The organism is Anaerocolumna cellulosilytica (assembly GCF_014218335.1).
Classification (GTDB): Bacteria; Bacillota; Clostridia; order Lachnospirales; family Lachnospiraceae; genus Anaerocolumna; species Anaerocolumna cellulosilytica.
Window position 1 is genome coordinate 3,092,937 of record NZ_AP023367.1, and the last position, 19,122, is coordinate 3,112,058.

Below are 19,122 nucleotides of genomic sequence, written 5' to 3' on the forward strand. Positions count from 1 at the left end.
ATTAAAAATACTTTTATTGAGACTGCCAGTTTGCAGGATATACAAAATAAGCATATCTTGCAGTAGAAGGTGTTTTGAAATAAATATGGCTTCCCTTTGGTATGTAGATAATGTCATTAGGATATGCTGTCACTGTTCTGCCATCTATCTCTATCTCCAGGATTCCATCAATTACCATATCATATTCATCATAAGTGAGCGTCCATTCAAAGCTGGTGTGATCCAGTTCCATAATTCCTGCTCCCATACGTGGCGCTTCTTCCAACGTCACAATATCTTTTAAAGCAACGCCCTCAGCACCTCCAAAAGGTTCACATTTAACCTTTGCAGTGGGTATTTTTATAATGCCGCTTGGGTCTTTTTCCTTTTCTACCTCTGCCTCATTGTTTCCTGCAAGAGATTCTTTTATTACGCTTTCAACGATTTTTTTAATTAATTCTTCGCTTATATTCAATCTGACTCCCATCCGTGCGCTTTAGTGCACATTTTAATCAAGACGTTGAAAAACTTCTTTAGTTTTTCAACCTGACTCCCATCCGTGCGCTTTAGTGCACATTTTAATCAAGACGTTGAAAAACACTTGCGTTTTTAACAATGCTTTTATTTTTTTTCATTTGATGTCTGAATTTTTGAAAGAAGCATTGGAGCAAGCGCATTGGCAACAATCAGAGCCGTTATACCTGCTGCCAACTTTCCTATAACTACAGGGAATATCATCTCTGCATTTACACCTGCGGTAAAACCTAAATGATCACCAAACACAAAAGCTGCCGACACAGCAAATGCTACATTGAGTATTTTACTCTTTGGATTCATATCTCCCATAATATTAAACATGGCAATATTATTTGCTAGACTTGCAACCATACCTGCTGAGCCGTTTTCATCCATACCTAATACGGCACCGATTTTCTTTAAGCCCTTGCCAAATGTATTGGTAATCCATTTTACCATAGGAAAGGCTCCTATTAACACGATGGCGATCTGACCACAAACTAACAAACCGGATTCTAGTGGTATTATTCCTTCTGCATCCGGCTCTACCATAATATTCATAAGAGGAAATTTAATTCCCGTTTGATACTGGAATACGGCAATTGCTGTAAATGCAGTAATAACTATCGTAACACCATTACCAAATTTGTTGAAGCCGTTAATCATTTTCTGCGGTGCAAACCAAAGACCAATGACAATTAATCCCGCTATGATAATAACCGGAATCAGGTTCACCAAGATAGCCCCCAAGCTTATCTTATACTGTGTCATATTCATAACCAGACCACCTACAATACAACCAATAGGTATAGTAATCATGCCTGCTAGAATACCTGTTCCAAGGAATGGCCTATCTTCTTTTTTGATAATAGTTAATGCAACCGGAATAGTAAATACAATCGTAGGTCCCATCATAGTACCTAAAATAAGACCGGCAAAATTTCCGATGGACTGATTATCCGCCAGTTGCATTGCTAAAGGATATCCTCCCATATCACATGCCAATAAAGTTGTTGCAAACATTGAAGAATCAGCTCCTACCAGATTATATAGAGGAACGATGATTGGCTTTAATAATATTGCCAGAACAGGTGCGGCTGCAACAACACCGGCCATAGCAATTGCCAAAGGTCCCATAGCATTAAATCCTTCGTCAAACTGTTCCCCGTACCCCTTCTTATTTCCACGGATTTTGTCAACGGCACCAACTATCATAAAAATCATCATAATAAAAATAATGACGGAATTTACAGAAAGATTAGAAATCCACTCACCAAAACTCTCTGTAAACACCTTGGTATTCGAAATATTATCAATCAACTCCTGAAACATATGTTATCCTCCTTATTATACTTCCAGCAGACTGCTGTCAATGTCATTACCGTCAACAATACCTACAACGGTTGAGTCTACTGGTACTTCTGGGCCTCCTGCGGCTCTTCTGGCTGAACTGCCGTCTACAAGGATAACCGTTTCTCCGCAGCCGGCACCGATTATATCAGCTGCAATAATCGGTACACCTTCCATTGTTCCGTCTGCGATATTAATGGGTTGAACAATCAACAGTTTTATTCCTGCCAATTTTTCTTCTTTCTTGGTAGCCCATACATTACCTATCACTTTTCCTATCCTCATAAATAATTATCGGCTTTTTATAGCCCGCTCCTCTTTAACAGAATATTTCTATTCTTCGCAAACTCTTTTGCAAGATCGCTAATAATAGCCTTATCACTGGTGTAAACAGTTACCGCCCCTTCTTCCCAGGCTCTTTTTATATCACTTTCTGTTACTACCTTTTTATCAATAATGACGTCTTGTTTAGTACATTTTAAATCCTGCAATACATGTACCTGCTGATTATTTTTACTTTCTGCCTGCTTCTTAAAGCTAACTTGTGCAGGACTATAGCCCATTTCCTCTTCCTGTTTTAAGGTGTTCAAAGCACTCCCTAAGTCTTTCAGCTCACAAAAGGTCAAGCCACAGGATTTTAAGAACTCAATTTTCTCAAGCATCATGGAATAAAAAGCCTTTGGGGCAAAAGCCTGATAAGAAAAAAGTTCAACTGCCTCATTCGGTACATATACTTTTTTTCCTGTTAATATTGCCTGTAAAGCCAGATTCAGATAAAGAGTATCTCCTATGCCTGCTGTTAATTTTCCCAAATTTATGTTACTAACTGAAAATAAAACAACTGCTTCATAGTCCTCTATCCTGCAATTGTATTCCATTGTCATAGCACATTCAAACTGATAAATCTGTGTAAAATCCGTGTGCTCTAACACTTCATGACAACAAGTTTTATGTTCTTCCGACAGAATCAATACCTTGGGTTTTTCAGCTTCGCTCAGCCCGGCTTCTTTTGGTTCAGCTTGACTGCTTTTCAGCTTTTCCATTACCTGCTTTAGAATAATCTCTACAAGCTGCTTATCCTCCATGTAACCACCCCCCTCTCAATTATATCTTACAGTTCTTTGCTATCCCTGTCGGTGTAACAAGAAAAGGGTTTTTGGCTTTCAGAGTCTTTATGCCAACTCGCTTTTCTATAATTTCTTCAATCCCTGTAAGGCAACAGGTACCACCACAAAGATAGATAGCATCCACCTGTTCCTTGTCCACATATTTTCCGATAATCGTGGCCATCTTTTCGATTACAGCTTTTACAATAGGAAGTATTTCCTTGTGTCTTTTATAATCCTGTTTTATTTTTTCCGCTTCCTCGAAACTAATATGATAATTGCCGGATAAAACCAGGGAAACATGAGTACCTCCTGTTGCTTCATCCTCTGTACTTATTACATTCCCGTCCTTAAAGATGGCAAGACCCGTGGTGCCACCGCCAATATCCACCACTACACCATCTTGTATCTGGTATATGGAATTGGCTGCCGTAGGTTCATCCAGCACATTGGTAACTATAAAGCCTGCACCTTCCGCAACATATTCATGAGTGCGCACACTGCTCTCTGTCCCTGCTGGCATGGCAATTGCACAAGAAGTAAGCTCTACCCCCAGTCGGCTTTCTAGCTTTGCTTTTAAATTTTTAACAATCGTTAGAGCGCCCAGATAGTCTACTACTACGCCATCCTTTAGCACACTCGCCGCCTGTTTCTCACAAGCTATGGGGTTATCTTCCTCATCCAATACAACTATTACTATATAGGCCGTACCTAAGTCCAATCCCACCTTTAATTTACTGCTTACGGGTTTAAAAATCACTTGCTCTGATTCTTCCACTCTTGCCATATAGGCATCCACTTGTTCAAAGTCCATTCCTGCCCTCTCCTATCAATTGCTTAACTGTTTCTGTAACACAATTTGCCCCAGAGTAAAACCGCTCACAGCTGCAGCATTAGCCTCGTCAAAATCAATGTGCATACGAAAACGTGCTGTATCACTGATACGTATAATAACATCGTTAAAGATAACCGGACGGTCACTGTAAATCTGAACATTTCGTCTGTCTTTGTCTTTCAGACCCAGTTTTTTGGCAACATCCTTTGGGACATGTATATGCCGATGTGCTACGATAACACCCTGCTTAATATCAAGTATACCGCAGGGGCCTTCAATGGAAATTACACCTGAACCTTCTACATCTCCCGATTCTCTAACCGGTGCTTTCACTCCTAAGTCAACACAGTCGCTTTTGGATAGTTCAACCTGCGTATCCTTTCTTACAGGCCCCAATATGGCTATACGATTTTTTCTTCCCTTGGGTCCAATGAGGTTTACTCTTTCCTCTGCCAAGAATTGTCCTATCTGGGACAATTCCCTTTTCGGTGTCAGACTTGCACCCTTACCGAACAGAAATTCCAAATCCTCTTCTGATAAATGGATGTGTCTTGCAGAGACCTCCACTTCCACAAGCCCGGCTCCCTTAATTGCTTCCATTACAGCTTTAATAATGCCTTCCACTTTTTTGCCTCTCTTTCTAGCGATATAACCCTGCAAGATACATACACATCATTATGTGCAAAGCACTGGATAAACGGTTAAATTCCTCTATAATGTCACTTCTGGTACATTTTGCTCCCATTAAAAATGCATCTGCTGCAGAGACTTCCGTTTCCCTTATCGCCGTACGCAGACGATTTAATAAGGCATAGGTTTTACCCATAGTGTAGTCCGGCATTGTCATTTGTTTTATATTAAAAAATTTCTGGGGATCATGAGAACGCTCCCTTAACTCTTTGTGAGTTAGTCCAATAATGGTATGTTCCGATAAGGTTTCTTCTAAAATATCACAGCGCATGATATCCATGAGAATATTCTTTATATCATTAAGATCCTCTATAATTTTTTTATTTCCTTCTGCTTCTGCCAAAGTTGCCTGCGTTAAAATAACCATTGCTTGCAAGGTGTCTAATTTACCACGAAAATGAATACGCAAATGATTTTTAGGCACCAGCGTATTACCAGTTAACTGGGTCATATGCTCCGGCTTTTCCATATAAAAAGCCCCAGATTCATAATCGGTATATTTAGGAACCTGCACCGTAACTTCCTTAGTAGGAGCCTCTCGTAAAGCTGCTTTTTCAGAAGCCTGAGGAAAGGATTGAGCTTCTTCTTTTGTTCCTATCTTTATTCTGCGTTGCTGCAGATATTCTCTGGCCGCCGGCGAAAGCAATTCCCCTTCTTCCACATAGTAATACTCAGGTTCTTTTCCTTTCAGCTCTTCTCTGACTATTGCTTCCGTAATTACTTTCATATGCGCCACCTCCTGTTTCAGCTGTAAATGGCAGTAGTGATTACAGAAAGAACCCAAAAAATTTACCGGGTTTACCTTCTGTAATCCTATCCTTTAACTTCGTTACAGCCTTTGGAATCTCCTATTCCCCGATTTTTGGCAGAATAGTCTGTACTTCCTCGTGAGGTCTTGGAATAACATGAAGTGAAACTACTTCTCCTACACGCTCTGCTGCTGCCGCACCTGCATCAACGGATGCCTTTACTGCACCTACATCACCGCGTACCATAACGGTAACAAGTCCACCACCAACATGAACCTTACCAATTAAAGTTACATTTGCTGCCTTCACCATTGCATCTGCTGCTTCAATAGAAGCTACTAACCCTTTAGTTTCAATCATTCCTAACGCTTGTTGCATTGCCATAATAAAATCCTCCTTAAATTATGCGGACTGTAACCGCTCTATTATTTTTTTAACAATCTCATCTACTGGTATATCTTTTAAATCAATTATTCCGGAAGTACACTCCGTCTTTACCGGTACATCACCACGGATTTGTTCCATTTCCCTAAGTCCGTATGCTACATATTTTAAGTTTAGCAGGTGCATCGGTCCTACGTTTTCCGAAGTTGCACTTCCGCCGATCGCACCGCAGCCAAGGGTGAGTGAGGGCATAAGTCCGGTAGAACCGCCAATCCCGCCCAATGCACTAGGAGTATTTATCAAAATACGTGACGCGGGAATTCGCTTTGCAAAGTATTCTACAATACTCTCATCCTGTGTATGCATACTAAAGGTGTGCCCCGCTCCTTCATAATGCAGAATCTTTTGTACTAATTCACATACTTTTTCATAATTATCTTCTGTATAAAAAGCTAGAATTGGCGCAAGCTTTTCATTGGAATAGGGATGTCCCATACCGATACCGTCTTCTTTTGCCACAATAACTTTTCTGTCTTTTGGGATGCTTAAACCGGAAAGTTCAGCAATGGTCTGTACACTCTTACCTACGATAACCGGATTCATGGTTCCATTAGCACGGAGAATGAATCGACCAAGCTGTATTTTTTCTTCCGGTGACAAGAAGTATGCTCCCTGTCTTTCCATTTCCTTTTGTACTTCCTCTGCCATAGCGTTATCACATACTACTGATTGCTCAGAGGCACAAATAGTACCGTTATCAAAGGTTTTGGAATCCATAATACGTTTTACCGCCAGCTTTAAGTCTGCGGTTTTTTCTATATAGGAAGGTCCATTTCCGGGACCTACACCAATAGCCGGGGTACCGGAAGAGTAAGCAGCCCGCACCATGGCAGAACCTCCGGTAGCTAGGATTAATGATATATCCGGATGTTTCATTAGATTATCCGTTGCCTGCATAGTGGGGATTGTAATACAACCAACGAGATTTTCATTTCCTCCCACTTCAGCAATGGCCTGACGTATAACCTTTACTGTCTCAAGGATACATTTAAGTGCACTAGGATGTGGTGAGAATATAATTGCATTACCGGCTTTTATCGCAATCTCTGCTTTATATAAAACCGTAGAGGTCGGATTGGTGGAAGGAACTATCCCGGCAATTACTCCTACCGGAACTGCAATGGAACGGATTTTCTTTTCTTCATCCTTGTCCACCTCGCCAATAGTTTTCATATCTTTTATATGCTCATAGACTCCTTTGCTTGCAAATACGTTTTTAACTATTTTATCTTCTACAATACCAAAGCCCGTTTCCTTATTAGCAAGTTCTGCAAGACGTCTTGCGTTGCGAATTCCTGCATCAGCGATTGACTTAACAATTCTGTCAACCCCCTCCTGGCTTAACTGACTCAGTTCCTCCTGGGCAAGCTTTGCTTTCTCTACTAAGTCCCGGACCTCCTGTACTGACAGCAGATCTTTATCATATAATTGCATAAATTATCTCTCCTGTTCTAAGAAACTGCGAATGGACTCAATCAATTGCTTTTTATTTGCATACTTGATTTCCTTTCGTGTCAGATTGGTAATGCCAAGTTTACGTGCAAGATTTCTTAAGCTTTCTACGGTCATACCCTCTAAAACCTCTTTAGCGTATTCCGTTTGTAACCGGCTATTTTCCGTCTCTGAATTTCTTTTTTGGTCATTTTTTACTTCTAATGTCCCTAGCTCTTCCTTTTCTTTGCCGCCTTTTACCTGCCGTAGCATTTCTTCAACAGAGTCCTCCGGTCTTGGTATGACATGAACAGAAAGTACCGTTCCAAGGTTTTTTGCATAGGAAGAGGAAGCGTCGATTGCAGCCTTAACAGCACCTACATCACCAGTTATAAGAACCGTCACATAACCGCCTTTTACCAGTGTCAAATCTAATAAATGCACATCCGCTGCTTTTAGAGCGCTGTCTAACGCTGCTACCGCTGTTAAGTATCCATAAACCTCAATCATACCTAAAGCTTTCATCTAGTTGTAACATCCTTTCTTGCTAATTTTGAACTACACTCTGGGGTTTTCTGCAACAAATTCCACAGCTGCGGCAAAGGCTTCACACGCTGCCTTGCAGGCTGACTGACTTCCGGTAAGTAGAGCGCCACCAAAGTTAGTTTCTGATGGTGGTGCATATAACACACAAAGAGTTACATCGGCTGCCTTTAGTGCCGCATCAATTCCATACATAGCTTCAAGAGGTGGTGCAATTAAGTAGGCCAATGCCTCACCCTCTCGGATGCCTGCACTTTCTGAAAGATATGTTCCGGTTCTTGATATACAGTGCGCATAATAGGCAATGCTATCATCCTCATTGGCAGAGACAAAATAGGCTTCTCTTTCAATGGTATCAACCGCAGCTTCCAAACCACTTTTTACTTCTGCCGGATTGGGTCCGGCAAGTATACCAATTACTTCTCCGGCAAGCTTTGTATTGGCATTCGCTGCACCACCATAAAAACTTTTAGCATATACCACCGAAACAACCGCTTTCTTTGTTGCTTCATCCAAAGCTGTATAGGTTACATCATCACAGTCAGCAGTAATTAAAGCTAAGGATTTTTGATCTGGTGCCAACTTCAATTCTCTTGCCAACTCAGGACTAACATTGGGAATAATTTTTGTCGCAAGGACACTTGCTCTTACTGGATCTCTTTTCATCTCTATACCCATTGCATATCGCAGGTAAACTTACGATACTGCCACATAAAACATGTCGAAAGAATGTGTTGTGGCGTCCTTTCTTTTTTATTATTTTCTTCCAACTAAGCTTCCTAATATAACAGGACTAATGATTACAAAACTTAATATATCTTTGCTTCGAATAACTATAGCTTTAATTCCGTACCGCTTACTTTTTTATCCAGCATGATTTTAATTACTTCTGCGATATGTGCACCTGCCTCTGCAGGAATGGTTCCTGCTCTGTGAATATTAGATATAACCGTTCTTCTAGCTTCCGGCATACCCACAGTGGCTTTGTATGCTATATATGCGGACATGGACTCTGCCGTAATAAGACCTGGCCTTTCTCCAATTAAAACACAAGTAACTTCGGCTCCTGTTATTTCTGAAACCTGATCCATAACACCTACCCTTCCGTATTTTACAAAAAAGGGAGTTCCTGTTTCTATTCCATAACTCTTTAGCCCCTGCAAAATACCTGGGAGAATATCGCCTACATTTGCTGCAACTGCCGCAGAACTTAAACCATCCGACACATAAATTTGTACGGTAGGGTTCTTTTTGCATTTTTCAGCTACAACTTTAGCACCATCCTCTGTCAATTTTCTGCCAAGGTCCGGTCTGGTTAAATATACATCCTTACTGTCACACTGACTCTGTACAGTGAATAGCCCCATATTATCAATAAAATCCTGGTCAACGTCAGAAAACACTGCATCCTGTGCTGCGGAGTGGGCAGCACGGAACTGAAGCAGCGGATCTGTTTTATATCTAGCTCCTGCTCGTCCAATTCCTAAGCGGCATGGTGCATTTTGCTTTAACTCATAATACGCTTCTCCATTCACAGGTGCCTCTACTAGATATTGCTTTCTTATATCCACCTCAGTAATATCTGGTATGAAGCCCTCCTCTACTACCGTTTGTGCTACTGTCTTTTTCACTTCTTCAATAACTGCTCCCGGCTCTTTGCCCTGGCCATTCATTTCTTCCAGAACCTGCTCAATGATTTTTCTTAAGTCATTCTCATTCATCTTTACACCCGTTGCATATTGCAGGTTAGCTGCAATACTGCCACAAATAGAACAGGTTGAAAGAATGGCTGTGTGGCATCCTTTCTACTTTTATATTTTCTTTCAACCTTACAACCTCCTTCCTATTTGCTCATGAACACGGATGCGTCTCCGGCAAGTTTTGTTAATTTACCATTTTCCATAAATCCCATTTTTTCCATCCATTGTTCAAACTCTTTGATAGGTCGAAGTCCAAGGATTTCACGAATCGCAGCTGTTTCGTGGTATCCAGTACACTGATACATAAGCATACAGTCATCACCCTGCGGTACACCCATAATATAGTTACATCCTGCACTTGCTAACAGCATTGCCAAATTCTCGATATCATTCTGATCTGCTTTCATATGGTTGGTATAGCATGCATCACACCCCATAGGCAATCCAGTTAATTTACCCATAAAATGATCTTCTAAGCCTGCGCGGATTACCTGTTTTGAATCATACAGATATTCCGGCCCTATGAATCCCACTACGGTATTAACCAGAAATGGCTGATAACGTTTAGCAAAACCATAGCATCTGGCTTCCATAGTAACCTGGTCCCATCCATGATGAGCTTCTGAAGAAAGCTCAGAGCCTTGTCCTGTTTCAAAATACATTACATTCGGTCCGGTACTGGTACCCTTACTTAACATCATCTTCTGTCCTTCTTCTAACATTTTAGCAGTTAGTCCGAAAGCTTCATTACCTTTTTGTGAGCCGGCAATTGATTGAAACATTAAATCAATAGGTGCATTGAATTTATCTGCAGCTTCTGTCTGTGTTGTAACATGTGCAAGAACACAAACCTGTGTCGGTATTTCCCATTTATTCTTAAATTCATCAAAGCTCTTTAAGATTCTAGCTACGCTTTCTACGGAATCGTCAACCGGATTTAGACCCAGTACAGCATCACCTACCCCTAAGCTAAAGCCTTCCATAGTAGAAGCAATAATTCCCTTTGGATTATCTGTCGTGTGGTTTGGCTGTAATCTAGCGGAAAAGGTTCCCGGAAGACCAATAGTTGTATTACAATGAGCTGTTACCCTTATCTTACTTGCTCCGTAGATTAAGTCCATATTGCTCATTACTTTGCAGACTGCTGCAACCATTTCACTGGTAATTCCTCTGGATATACGGCGTATCATTACGCCGTCTGTCTTTGAATCTAATATCCATTCGCGAAACTGTGCTACTGTCCAGCTTTTTATTTCACTATAAATCGTCTCATTTACATCATCTTGTATAATTCTTGTTACTTCATCTTCCTCATAAGGTACTGCAGGATTGTTTCTTAAATCCTCAAGTGTAATATGAGAAAGTACTACTTTTGCTGCTACCCTTTCCTCTGCAGATTCTGCCGCGATTCCTGCCAGTTTATCACCAGATTTTTCTTCATTTGCTTTTGCCATGACCTCTCGCAGAGATTTGAACTCATAGGTATGTCCGAATAATTTTGTTTTGAGAATCAAGTACTTCACCTCTTTCTTTTATTATGAATTAAATATTAGCGTCTTTGTTACCACCGGTACCACGCGCCCGCCCGCTATAGGCTCTCCAATGTCAAGGTAATCACCGTCGCCGGCATGGATTCCATCTATGCATATCACATCCTTTCTGCCCATAAGCATTACGTTTAATGCATTGCCAAGAACTTTACCTATGTCATTCTCAACAACAATAACCAGCGGATGGTCGGAAATAATTATATCCTTTCCTCCTTCTATAACAGCGGCTGCCAATGCCTGAACTTTAACAAAACTAGTATGATATTTACCAGATAAGGCAATGACTAGCTGCTCAGGTTTCCCATCTCCATAAAATAACGGAATCTTATTTTTTATAGAGTCCTTTAATTCTGTCAGGTCTTCCCTTTCTTCTGTCTCTTCCGGCACTTTTAACACAGGCATGTTTTTTATAGGCAGCTTTTCTCTTTTATAAGTAATGGTACTTCCACTGACTTCTGTAGTATGTGTGCCTGCCCCAACCACTGTAGCTCTTATTGTTTCAACAGCCGCAAATCTGTCTTTTTTATTAAAGTACACATTCTCCTGTATTGCATTCCCTAAAAGAAGTCCAATATCCCCATAGCAAAACCAATCGTCTTTTGCCATATTATATATGTAGTCAGCTACTCCTCCCGAGAAGGTAAAGCCATCTATGGTAAACTCTGTTGTAAGGGCTCTACCTTTGTTGGTATACATTTCCTGATGAAAGTCATCCTTTTCCATTAAGCCTACTGCCTGTGCAAGCTGGTCTGCCATAAGGTTGCAGATTTTTTTAAGCTTTTCTATCTGTGCTTCTTCTCCTTCCTCAATCAGAATATTATGCTTTTTTGCGAGTTCTTTTACTTTTTTATAAATATAAGTAACACGCCCATCTGCCACTTTTATCAATCTGCCTCCAATATCTAAGCAGGAGGTTCCTTTTAATCTTCCTTTCTCGAAGAGGGCTAAGTTACTGGTACCGCCTCCGATATCCAGATTTACCACAATACTTCTGTTCTCTTCAGACAATTTGTCCGCTCCAGCCCCCTTGGCAGACAACACAGACTCTAAATCCGGACCAGCTGTGGCAACAACAAAATCCCCTGCCAAGCTACTCAGTCTTTCTAATACCTGATTTGCATTTTGCTTTCTGGCTGTTTCACCGGTTATAATTACTGCTCCCGTCTTTAACATTTCCGGTGTCATACCCGCATCCTGATATTCTTGTCTGACTATCTTTTCAATCTCAGGTGCATCAATCTCTGTCAAAGATTTTAACGGTGTAAAATATATTTTACTTCGATACACCACTTCTTTTTTCACAATAGAAATTCTGGGGACTGTGTAACTGCTGGCAAGGTTTTCAATCGTAAGTCGGCTGAATATCAACTGGGTAGTAGAGGTACCAATATCAATACCTACACTAAAGATTATTTCCTGCATAATCTTAACTTCCTTTCCGGTAAAACCTTTATTTCCTTTATCCGTATATTTTTTCCTTGAAATACAAAAAGCCCGGAGGTGCAGAATTTTATTTCTACACTTCCGGGCTACAACGCACGGTTTTCATAACCAATGTTACGTCACATTGGTTATATCAATTGTCTGGTTTATAAACTGAAAGCTAACACAGGTACCCTCTTCGGATGATTTTATATCTAAAGACCCCCTAAGCCTGTCCTTAATCAAGGCCTTTACGATATTTAACCCTAAGCCGTTCTCATCTACCCGCTCTACATCAAATCCCGAGCCATCATCTATGATTCGTATACTTGAATATAGTACTCCTTTTGTAACTATAATCTTTACCCGTCCTTCGTCCCGGTCTATAAAAGCATACTTTAATGAATTTTGGAGTAATTCATTCACCACAAGGGCTACGGAAGTAGAAACATCTGAATCCACTTCAAAATCATCTCCTTCTATTTCAAAATCTATGTCAAAACCAGGAGTTGCATAATATCGAAGGGTATTATTACGTATAGTCATTAAGACTTCTCCGATTTTAACCTGATCCACACCATTTTGAGCCAACAGCTGATGGGTTGCTGAAATCGCAAGTATCCTCTCTAATGTCTCAGCCAGAACCCTTCTTGTCTCTTCGCTATCACAATGCCTTGATTGCAACCTTAAGAGTGAAGCTATTGTTTGCAGATTGTTTTTGACCCTGTGGTGCATTTCCTTAATTGCAACTGATTTTAATATCAATTCTTTTTCTTGTTCTTTCATCCATGTTATATCGCGGATTACTACCGCCAGATACGTGTCCTCCTTATCTAGCTTCACATGTCGAATACATAAAGTGTGTTTGCCAACGGTTGTCTCTGCAAAGGCATACATATTCTTATGTCCCTTTATCTCTGTTCTAACCAGACAAATATTCTCATATACCTGACCAAGTACATCTTCCACATAACCAAGATTTTTATATAATTCTTTTGCTACCGTATTACGGAAGGTGACACGTCCTTCTTTGCTAATGAGCAAGAGACCTTCCTCGATATATTCCGTCAACCATGAATTTTCATCACCAATATTAGAAATGGCATCTGCCATTTTTTCAAAGTTTTTTCTAGACAAGTGGAGCCGCTTGCTGGCAACGTATTTCTCATCCAGCCTCTTTTCCCTGATTAATGCACCAATTGTTCGTTCTCCGAAGTTAATCGGCTCCACTGACTGGACAACATGTGTGCTTTCCTGGGTAAGTGCCTTCATATGTTTGGTACTAATTCCAAGGCACAGGGTCCTTGAAACAGCAGGCTCATTTTCATATTTTGCAAACATGCCTACCACGCTGTTTTGATAGGCGGAAGGAACCCCTGAAGGCTTAGCTTCTGCTACTACAATGGCATCTCCATCCTTACAAGGACAATCCACAAATATATCCGCATCCTCCAGATTTGCCAGAGGCTGTAACATATTTGCCATCATGCGGATATTCATGATTTCATCATCATTTAAGTCAGTAAATTTCCTGCAAAGCTCTTCAACTCGATCCATACTCACCTACGCTCCTGCGTTTGTTAAAATAATTTCTGACACACGCTTCATAGATATATTTTTAAGTTGGCTTAACTTACGGATATATTCATAGGCTTCCTGCTCACATATACTTCTGTCTTTCATAACGACACCCTTGGCCTGCTCAATAATCCTTCTATTTTCTAACCTTTCCGAGACCTTTTCGTAATTCTCTTTTAACTTACGCATTTCCATACTTCTGGCAACGGCAAGCTCAATATTAGGTATGAGAAGTGTTTCTTCTATGGGCTTAATCAAATACCCACTTACTCCATTTTGCTTGGCCCCATTGACAAATTCTCTCTCATTATAGGCAGTTAGCAGAATTATAGTACCTGCAAGATTCTCTTCATAGATAATTTTAGCCGCAGAAAGCCCGTCCAGTAATGGCATTTTAATATCCATTAAAACCAAATCCGGTGTTTTCTGCCTGCAAAGCTCTATGGCATCAAACCCATCTGCTGCCTCTCCTAGAATCTGGTATCCTTCCCCTTTTAGCATTTCCCGCAAATCCATTCTTGTAATAGGTTCGTCGTCGATTATTACGATACTCGTTTCGTTTTTTCCCAACTTCTTATCCATCCTTTATAGAAATCTTAAGCGTCTAAGTATTCAAACAGTTCCTCAAATCCAATGCCTTTTACACTGCTGGTAATAAAGACTTGCTTTACCCCCGCCATCTGTAGGTATTTTTCGGCTTCCTTAAGCTGTTCCTTAGTAGCAATATCGCACTTAGTTATAATTCCAATAGAAGGTTTGGCAAATGAACCTGCGTAGGCCGGTGGGAAACAAGTACCATTTTCTGTCGGGTCCTGTACAAACAATATTACATCTGCATCTACAGATGTTACCATAAGTGCTCCGCGGTACTGTTTTCTTTCCAGATATTCTCCCGGTGTATCAATCATGTTTCCATTTACAACCTGTACTGTCTGGGTTTTATGGTACACTAAATCCTTCTGGCTTATATATTGACACAAGGTTGTTTTACCTGCCTGCGTGCGGCCAATTAGTATGACTTTTTTATTTGACTTCATAACGCCTCCTAACTATGTGCCTTAGCACATGGATTCTTTGCACCAGTACTTTTTATAAATAGCAGCACTTTTAATGCCTGTATACGTAGCATAAGAGAACCCTGTTAGGATTTCGTTATTACTGTAGGTGAAAATCCCATTTCATCACAAAGGATATGCATTACATCATGAAGTGCAGCTTCTACTGCTGATAAATCTCCGGTAATAACCAAAGAACCGTTAAAACGGTCTACAAATCCGATGTTTACATCTGCTGCTTTACTAGCAGCATCTGCAGCAATAATTGCCCCTTCACTCGGGGTAATGGTAAATATTCCAACCGACCCCTTACCATCAATCAATCCCATCTTGGCATATAAAGAATCCACTGGGTTGGCAATCACATGCGCTAAGGTAACCTGCTTTCCAGGAACAAATTCCTGTATTATTCTTGTCTTACTTTCAAATTCATTCAAAGGTCATCCTCCGCCTTTCCTTTTAATTGTAAAAATGCACATAAAAAACTCCTAGGTACATACCTGAGGAGTTCCATCACTCTTACTCATAATACGGAGTACTAACGTCGCACATCCTTATATGAAATTAATATCATAATTATTTTAACATCTTTTCACCGCTTTGTCAATTATATATAATAATTTTTTAAAAAAAATGACATTTTTGATGAATTTAACTATAATCTATCTATTTATACTAAATTTTATTTCGTTATGTAATCACCTTATGCCATGAATGGTTTTATAAATAGTTGTTTCTTTTATCCGAAGTGAGGATAGCCCCCTTCGGATAAAAGATTATGTAGATTATATTTGAAACTTGCCCACTTTTTCCTTTAATTCTTCTGCAATTTGAGCAAGATTGGCGGTAGCTGATGTTTGTTCCTCCACGGAGGCTAATTGTTCCTCCGCCGCAGCGGCGATGGATACTGTCTGTTCCCCAGAAGCCTCTGTAAGTCCGGTCAATCTCATGGCAGAACTGTCTGCATAATCAGCAGATTGTCCGATTTCTTTCGTAACTTGTTCTGCGTCATGAACCAACCGATTGATTTCAGTTACACCTGTAACAATTCTTCCAAATGCATTCTCCACCTCCTGCAAAGCAATTCTGCTATTGCCTATGGAAGTAACAAGTGTATCTGTGGACAAATTGGCATTCTCTGATTCCCTGTTAACTTCAGCTATGATTTTTGAAATGTCGTCTGCAGATGTTAAAGACTGTTCCGCTAGTTTATATATTTCCTCCGCAACAACCGCAAATCCTTTTCCTGCATCTCCTGCTCTGGCAGCTTCTATAGAGGCATTTAAAGCAAGAAGGTTCGTTTGACTGGAAATCTCCTGAATCGTAGCTGCAACCTGATTAATATAACGAGACTTATCCATGAGTTTGACCATAACTAAGGATAGATTACTGATATCCGTAAAAACCTGATTCATAGCATCTATCAGAAGCTTAACAGACTGCCCTCCCTTCTCAGACTCTTTATTGGCACCAGACAGAGCATCTGTCACGGTAATCATTTGTTTACCTATCCTTTGTGCATTATTTCTTACAGAATCAATAACCTGGTTTAGTTCCTGACTAACCTGGGTAACCTCTATATTCTTTTCTGAGATACCTGAGATTTCAGAAGCCACTTGCTCAGACGCTTGACTATTTTGAAAGGCTGATGCCTCTAATTCCTCGGAAGTAGACGCAACTGTGGAAGCAGATTCTAAAATTTCTCCCATTATTTTTCTAAGTTCTAAAGCCATTACATTAACTGCTGAAGATATATTGCCGATTTCATCAAGAGAATCTACTTTAATCTTCCTTGTAAAGTCTCCTTTTGCAACTGCATCAATGTCTTTTTGTAATGGCTTTAGTGGTCTTGTAATACCTTTACAAATCAATCCTACAAGAATCACTAATACTATCAGAGTAAGGAGTGTGACCCAAACGATTTTAGCAATCATATCGTCAACGGAATCATTTATTTCACTTTCCGGTATGGATAATAAAACAATCCATTCCGTCTCCGGAATCTGCGTATAATACACAATATTTTTGCCATTATCATCAGTATAAAACCCTTCTCCATTAAGCCTTGTAATTGCTTCTTTTCCAAGTGCCGCTAAAGATACATTCTCATCCTCAGTGATGTTTGTTATCGCTCCACCAGCATCCGCTCCCTCTGCTTTTCCTCGGCTTAAATAAAAACCTTCCTTTGAAATCAGCATAGCATGACCGCTTTTCCCGGCTTTTACTCCTGCAACAAAATCCTGAATATTGGTAAAATTCAAATCTCCGGTAGCCACACCAATTAGTTTTCCGTTTGAATCTTTGATTGGTGCTGTAGCTGTCACCATAGTTACAGCAATTACATTATCAAAATAAGGCTCAGACCAGGCAATGGAATCCGTTGTTTCAGCAATCCTATACCACGGTTCCTTTGTATTATCTACGAAATAATCTTCCGTATAATTCACTGTATTCCCAGTCTTAAATGCATAAGGACAGAAATAAGTTCCATCATACTTATCAGCCATAAATATACCAACTGCAACCGTATCCTGATTAGAGTCCACTACTTTTTGAACCAATTCGGCGTACGAATCCTTACGATCTATCTGTATTGACAATGCTTCTACTGTTTCTGCCAGACTAAGCGGCAGTTTTTCATGGACAGAGAGGTGACCGCTGATTTCGCTTTTTGCCAGTTCTACCTGTGCCTCCGCCTTTTCAGATATTTCGTTAGATATGATTGTTCTTGCACTGGCAGCAACAATAACAGCCATAACAAGAAATGCAACAACCACCGTTGGTAACAGGCCCAGCATAAATTTGCTTCTTATGTACTTTCTTTTCTTAAACATATCCATTTATCCCTTCATAGTAAAATATAACCCCGATTATAAGTATGAAAATCAATTATTTTTATATTTCTTATAAATATCATGTAATCCTTTTTCTTTATATATTATGAGTAAGCAATACCTCCTATTGTTTTTATAATTTATCAACCGTAATATGCCTTTTGGAACAATTTTTTTACTTCCTCATAGGTACAGTTTCTAGGATTGGTTCCAGTACATCTGTCCGCTAAAGCTGCTTTTACCATATCATCCAGTACTGCCTTAAAATCCTCTTCTGAAACACCTGCTTCTTTAATTGTAGCAGGTACCTGTAATTTAGCAAGGAGTTTTCTGATAAAATTTATAAGGTTTTTGCTGCTCTGCTTCACGGTATAACTCTCAACTTTCAATATTTTAGCAACTTCATGGTACTTTTTATAACATTCCTGACTCTCATCCTCCCAATCTGTATTAAAGGCTATGACAAAGGGTAGTAGAATTCCGTTTGCCCTACCGTGAGGAATATGAAAATGAGCACCCAGAGTATGTGCCATTCCATGGTTAAGACCAAGACCCGAATTGCTAAAAGCAATCCCAGCCAGACAAGAACCATTATGCATATGTTCTCTGGCCGCTAAATCTCCTGGGTTCTCGTAAGCTTTTATCAGGTTATCCCTTACAAGCCGTATTGCTTTTTCTGCCGCTGCATCTGTAAAGTCATTGGCATTATTAGCCACCATAGCTTCTATTCCATGTGTCAGAACATCAACTCCTGTATCGGCTGTAACCGATGGTGGTACACTTACTATTAACTCAGGTTCAAGAACAGAATAGTCTGGTAAAAGACTATCTTCCACCAGCGGATATTTTGCATTCTTAGCCTTATCGCTTATAACAGCAAAACGTGTCACTTCCGAACCCGTCCCGCTGGTTGTCGGTATCGCTACAAATTTGCAATTCGAGTTATTTTGCTTCCGTGTGGCAAAATAAAGAATTGCTTTAGCTGCATCTATAGGAGAACCGCCGCCAAAAGCTATAACAGCTTGGGGTTTAAATTCTAATATTCTTGCCGCTCCCTTTGCTACCGTATCTATATCCGGATCCGGCTTTACCTCAGAAAATATTTCATATTCAATATTACTTTCTTCTAAAACCTTTGTCACATAGGATACTTTTCCAGAATCCTGCATGAATTTATCCGTTACTATCAATACCTTCTGCATTCCCTGAAAGATTTCCATCATACCTTCACTACCCATTACAATTTTAGTACTGACACTAAAACTTTTCATTTCATTCCCCGCTTTCTTTTGTTTTAAATAATGATTGGCTTTCAAAAATAACAGGTTTCGTCCCCAAAA

General features: G+C 40.0%; 20 protein-coding genes. All 20 read right to left on the reverse strand.

Annotated features, from left to right (window positions below; all coding sequences use genetic code 11):
- Window positions 1–13: 13 nt before the first annotated feature.
- The 20 genes from acsn021_RS12705 to acsn021_RS12800 all read right to left on the reverse strand — a co-directional run bounded on the left by acsn021_RS12705 (window position 14) and on the right by acsn021_RS12800 (window position 19,053).
- Window positions 14–454: a cupin domain-containing protein gene (locus tag acsn021_RS12705; protein WP_184088646.1), complete on the reverse strand. Its 441-nt coding sequence runs from the start codon at window positions 452–454 to the stop codon at window positions 14–16.
- A gap of 146 nt (window positions 455–600) precedes the next feature.
- A complete protein-coding gene (locus acsn021_RS12710) occupies window positions 601–1,827 on the reverse strand; it encodes an ethanolamine utilization protein EutH (RefSeq protein ID WP_184088642.1) in 1,227 nt (408 codons plus the stop codon).
- Window positions 1,828–1,842: 15 nt separating this feature from the next.
- Window positions 1,843–2,115: a EutN/CcmL family microcompartment protein gene (locus acsn021_RS12715; RefSeq protein ID WP_334297375.1), complete on the reverse strand. Its 273-nt coding sequence runs from the start codon at window positions 2,113–2,115 to the stop codon at window positions 1,843–1,845.
- A 32-nt stretch (window positions 2,116–2,147) separates the two neighbouring features.
- A complete protein-coding gene (locus acsn021_RS12720; RefSeq protein WP_184088636.1) occupies window positions 2,148–2,930 on the reverse strand; it encodes a hypothetical protein in 783 nt (260 codons plus the stop codon).
- A 19-nt stretch (window positions 2,931–2,949) separates the two neighbouring features.
- Entirely contained in the window at window positions 2,950–3,765 is an 816-nt protein-coding gene (gene eutJ, locus acsn021_RS12725; RefSeq protein WP_184088633.1) for an ethanolamine utilization protein EutJ, read from the reverse strand.
- 15 nt (window positions 3,766–3,780) lie between these two features.
- The gene (pduL, locus tag acsn021_RS12730; protein WP_184088630.1) at window positions 3,781–4,410 is read right to left on the reverse strand and encodes a phosphate propanoyltransferase; all 630 of its coding nucleotides are present in this window, start codon (window positions 4,408–4,410) and stop codon (window positions 3,781–3,783) included.
- A 16-nt stretch (window positions 4,411–4,426) separates the two neighbouring features.
- Window positions 4,427–5,203: an ATP-binding protein gene (locus acsn021_RS12735; RefSeq protein ID WP_184088627.1), complete on the reverse strand. Its 777-nt coding sequence runs from the start codon at window positions 5,201–5,203 to the stop codon at window positions 4,427–4,429.
- 121 nt (window positions 5,204–5,324) lie between these two features.
- Window positions 5,325–5,609, reverse strand: a complete 285-nt coding sequence (locus tag acsn021_RS12740; RefSeq protein ID WP_279289736.1) for a BMC domain-containing protein — start codon at window positions 5,607–5,609, stop codon at window positions 5,325–5,327.
- 18 nt (window positions 5,610–5,627) lie between these two features.
- A complete protein-coding gene (locus acsn021_RS12745; RefSeq protein WP_184088624.1) occupies window positions 5,628–7,103 on the reverse strand; it encodes an acetaldehyde dehydrogenase (acetylating) in 1,476 nt (491 codons plus the stop codon).
- Window positions 7,104–7,106: 3 nt separating this feature from the next.
- Complete coding sequence (locus tag acsn021_RS12750; RefSeq protein ID WP_184088621.1) at window positions 7,107–7,625, reverse strand: BMC domain-containing protein; 519 nt, start codon at window positions 7,623–7,625, stop codon at window positions 7,107–7,109.
- 33 nt (window positions 7,626–7,658) lie between these two features.
- Window positions 7,659–8,309 (reverse strand): ethanolamine utilization microcompartment protein EutL, encoded by a 651-nt coding sequence (eutL, locus tag acsn021_RS12755; RefSeq protein ID WP_184088618.1) that lies wholly within the window; start codon window positions 8,307–8,309, stop codon window positions 7,659–7,661.
- Between the two features lie 167 nt (window positions 8,310–8,476).
- On the reverse strand, window positions 8,477–9,364 hold the full coding sequence (gene eutC / locus acsn021_RS12760) for an ethanolamine ammonia-lyase subunit EutC (protein ID WP_184088615.1): 888 nt from the start codon (window positions 9,362–9,364) through the stop codon (window positions 8,477–8,479).
- A 122-nt stretch (window positions 9,365–9,486) separates the two neighbouring features.
- On the reverse strand, window positions 9,487–10,857 hold the full coding sequence (locus acsn021_RS12765; protein ID WP_184088612.1) for an ethanolamine ammonia-lyase subunit EutB: 1,371 nt from the start codon (window positions 10,855–10,857) through the stop codon (window positions 9,487–9,489).
- Between the two features lie 21 nt (window positions 10,858–10,878).
- Window positions 10,879–12,315: an ethanolamine ammonia-lyase reactivating factor EutA gene (gene eutA / locus acsn021_RS12770; RefSeq protein ID WP_184088609.1), complete on the reverse strand. Its 1,437-nt coding sequence runs from the start codon at window positions 12,313–12,315 to the stop codon at window positions 10,879–10,881.
- Between the two features lie 135 nt (window positions 12,316–12,450).
- Window positions 12,451–13,872 carry a sensor histidine kinase gene (locus acsn021_RS12775; protein ID WP_184088606.1) on the reverse strand — a complete coding sequence of 474 codons (1,422 nt, stop codon included), beginning with the start codon at window positions 13,870–13,872 and terminating at the stop codon, window positions 12,451–12,453.
- A 6-nt stretch (window positions 13,873–13,878) separates the two neighbouring features.
- Window positions 13,879–14,463 carry an ANTAR domain-containing response regulator gene (locus tag acsn021_RS12780; RefSeq protein ID WP_243167740.1) on the reverse strand — a complete coding sequence of 195 codons (585 nt, stop codon included), beginning with the start codon at window positions 14,461–14,463 and terminating at the stop codon, window positions 13,879–13,881.
- Window positions 14,464–14,489: 26 nt separating this feature from the next.
- Complete coding sequence (locus tag acsn021_RS12785) at window positions 14,490–14,930, reverse strand: EutP/PduV family microcompartment system protein (protein WP_184088600.1); 441 nt, start codon at window positions 14,928–14,930, stop codon at window positions 14,490–14,492.
- Window positions 14,931–15,034: 104 nt separating this feature from the next.
- The gene (locus tag acsn021_RS12790; RefSeq protein WP_243167739.1) at window positions 15,035–15,385 is read right to left on the reverse strand and encodes a BMC domain-containing protein; all 351 of its coding nucleotides are present in this window, start codon (window positions 15,383–15,385) and stop codon (window positions 15,035–15,037) included.
- Window positions 15,386–15,733: 348 nt separating this feature from the next.
- Window positions 15,734–17,782 (reverse strand): methyl-accepting chemotaxis protein, encoded by a 2,049-nt coding sequence (locus acsn021_RS12795; RefSeq protein WP_184088598.1) that lies wholly within the window; start codon window positions 17,780–17,782, stop codon window positions 15,734–15,736.
- A gap of 143 nt (window positions 17,783–17,925) precedes the next feature.
- The gene (locus acsn021_RS12800) at window positions 17,926–19,053 is read right to left on the reverse strand and encodes a 1-propanol dehydrogenase PduQ (RefSeq protein ID WP_184088596.1); all 1,128 of its coding nucleotides are present in this window, start codon (window positions 19,051–19,053) and stop codon (window positions 17,926–17,928) included.
- Between the last annotated feature and the right edge of the window lie 69 nt (window positions 19,054–19,122).

Excerpts from the sequence above, each read along its gene's own strand:
- acsn021_RS12735 (WP_184088627.1), bottom strand. The coding sequence starts at position 5,203 with ATGAAAGTAATTACGGAAGCAATAGTCAGAGAAGAGCTGAAAGGAAAA.
- acsn021_RS12775 (WP_184088606.1), bottom strand. The coding sequence starts at position 13,872 with ATGGATCGAGTTGAAGAGCTTTGCAGGAAATTTACTGACTTAAATGAT.
- acsn021_RS12795 (WP_184088598.1), bottom strand. The coding sequence starts at position 17,782 with ATGTTTAAGAAAAGAAAGTACATAAGAAGCAAATTTATGCTGGGCCTG.
- acsn021_RS12745 (WP_184088624.1), bottom strand. The coding sequence starts at position 7,103 with ATGCAATTATATGATAAAGATCTGCTGTCAGTACAGGAGGTCCGGGAC.
- acsn021_RS12710 (WP_184088642.1), bottom strand. The coding sequence starts at position 1,827 with ATGTTTCAGGAGTTGATTGATAATATTTCGAATACCAAGGTGTTTACA.
- acsn021_RS12750 (WP_184088621.1), bottom strand. The coding sequence starts at position 7,625 with ATGAAAGCTTTAGGTATGATTGAGGTTTATGGATACTTAACAGCGGTA.
- eutJ (WP_184088633.1), bottom strand. The coding sequence starts at position 3,765 with ATGGACTTTGAACAAGTGGATGCCTATATGGCAAGAGTGGAAGAATCA.
- eutA (WP_184088609.1), bottom strand. The coding sequence starts at position 12,315 with ATGCAGGAAATAATCTTTAGTGTAGGTATTGATATTGGTACCTCTACT.
- acsn021_RS12800 (WP_184088596.1), bottom strand. The coding sequence starts at position 19,053 with ATGAAAAGTTTTAGTGTCAGTACTAAAATTGTAATGGGTAGTGAAGGT.
- acsn021_RS12720 (WP_184088636.1), bottom strand. The coding sequence starts at position 2,930 with ATGGAGGATAAGCAGCTTGTAGAGATTATTCTAAAGCAGGTAATGGAA.
- acsn021_RS12740 (WP_279289736.1), bottom strand. The coding sequence starts at position 5,609 with ATGGCAATGCAACAAGCGTTAGGAATGATTGAAACTAAAGGGTTAGTA.
- eutC (WP_184088615.1), bottom strand. The coding sequence starts at position 9,364 with ATGAATGAGAATGACTTAAGAAAAATCATTGAGCAGGTTCTGGAAGAA.
- acsn021_RS12785 (WP_184088600.1), bottom strand. The coding sequence starts at position 14,930 with ATGAAGTCAAATAAAAAAGTCATACTAATTGGCCGCACGCAGGCAGGT.
- eutL (WP_184088618.1), bottom strand. The coding sequence starts at position 8,309 with ATGAAAAGAGATCCAGTAAGAGCAAGTGTCCTTGCGACAAAAATTATT.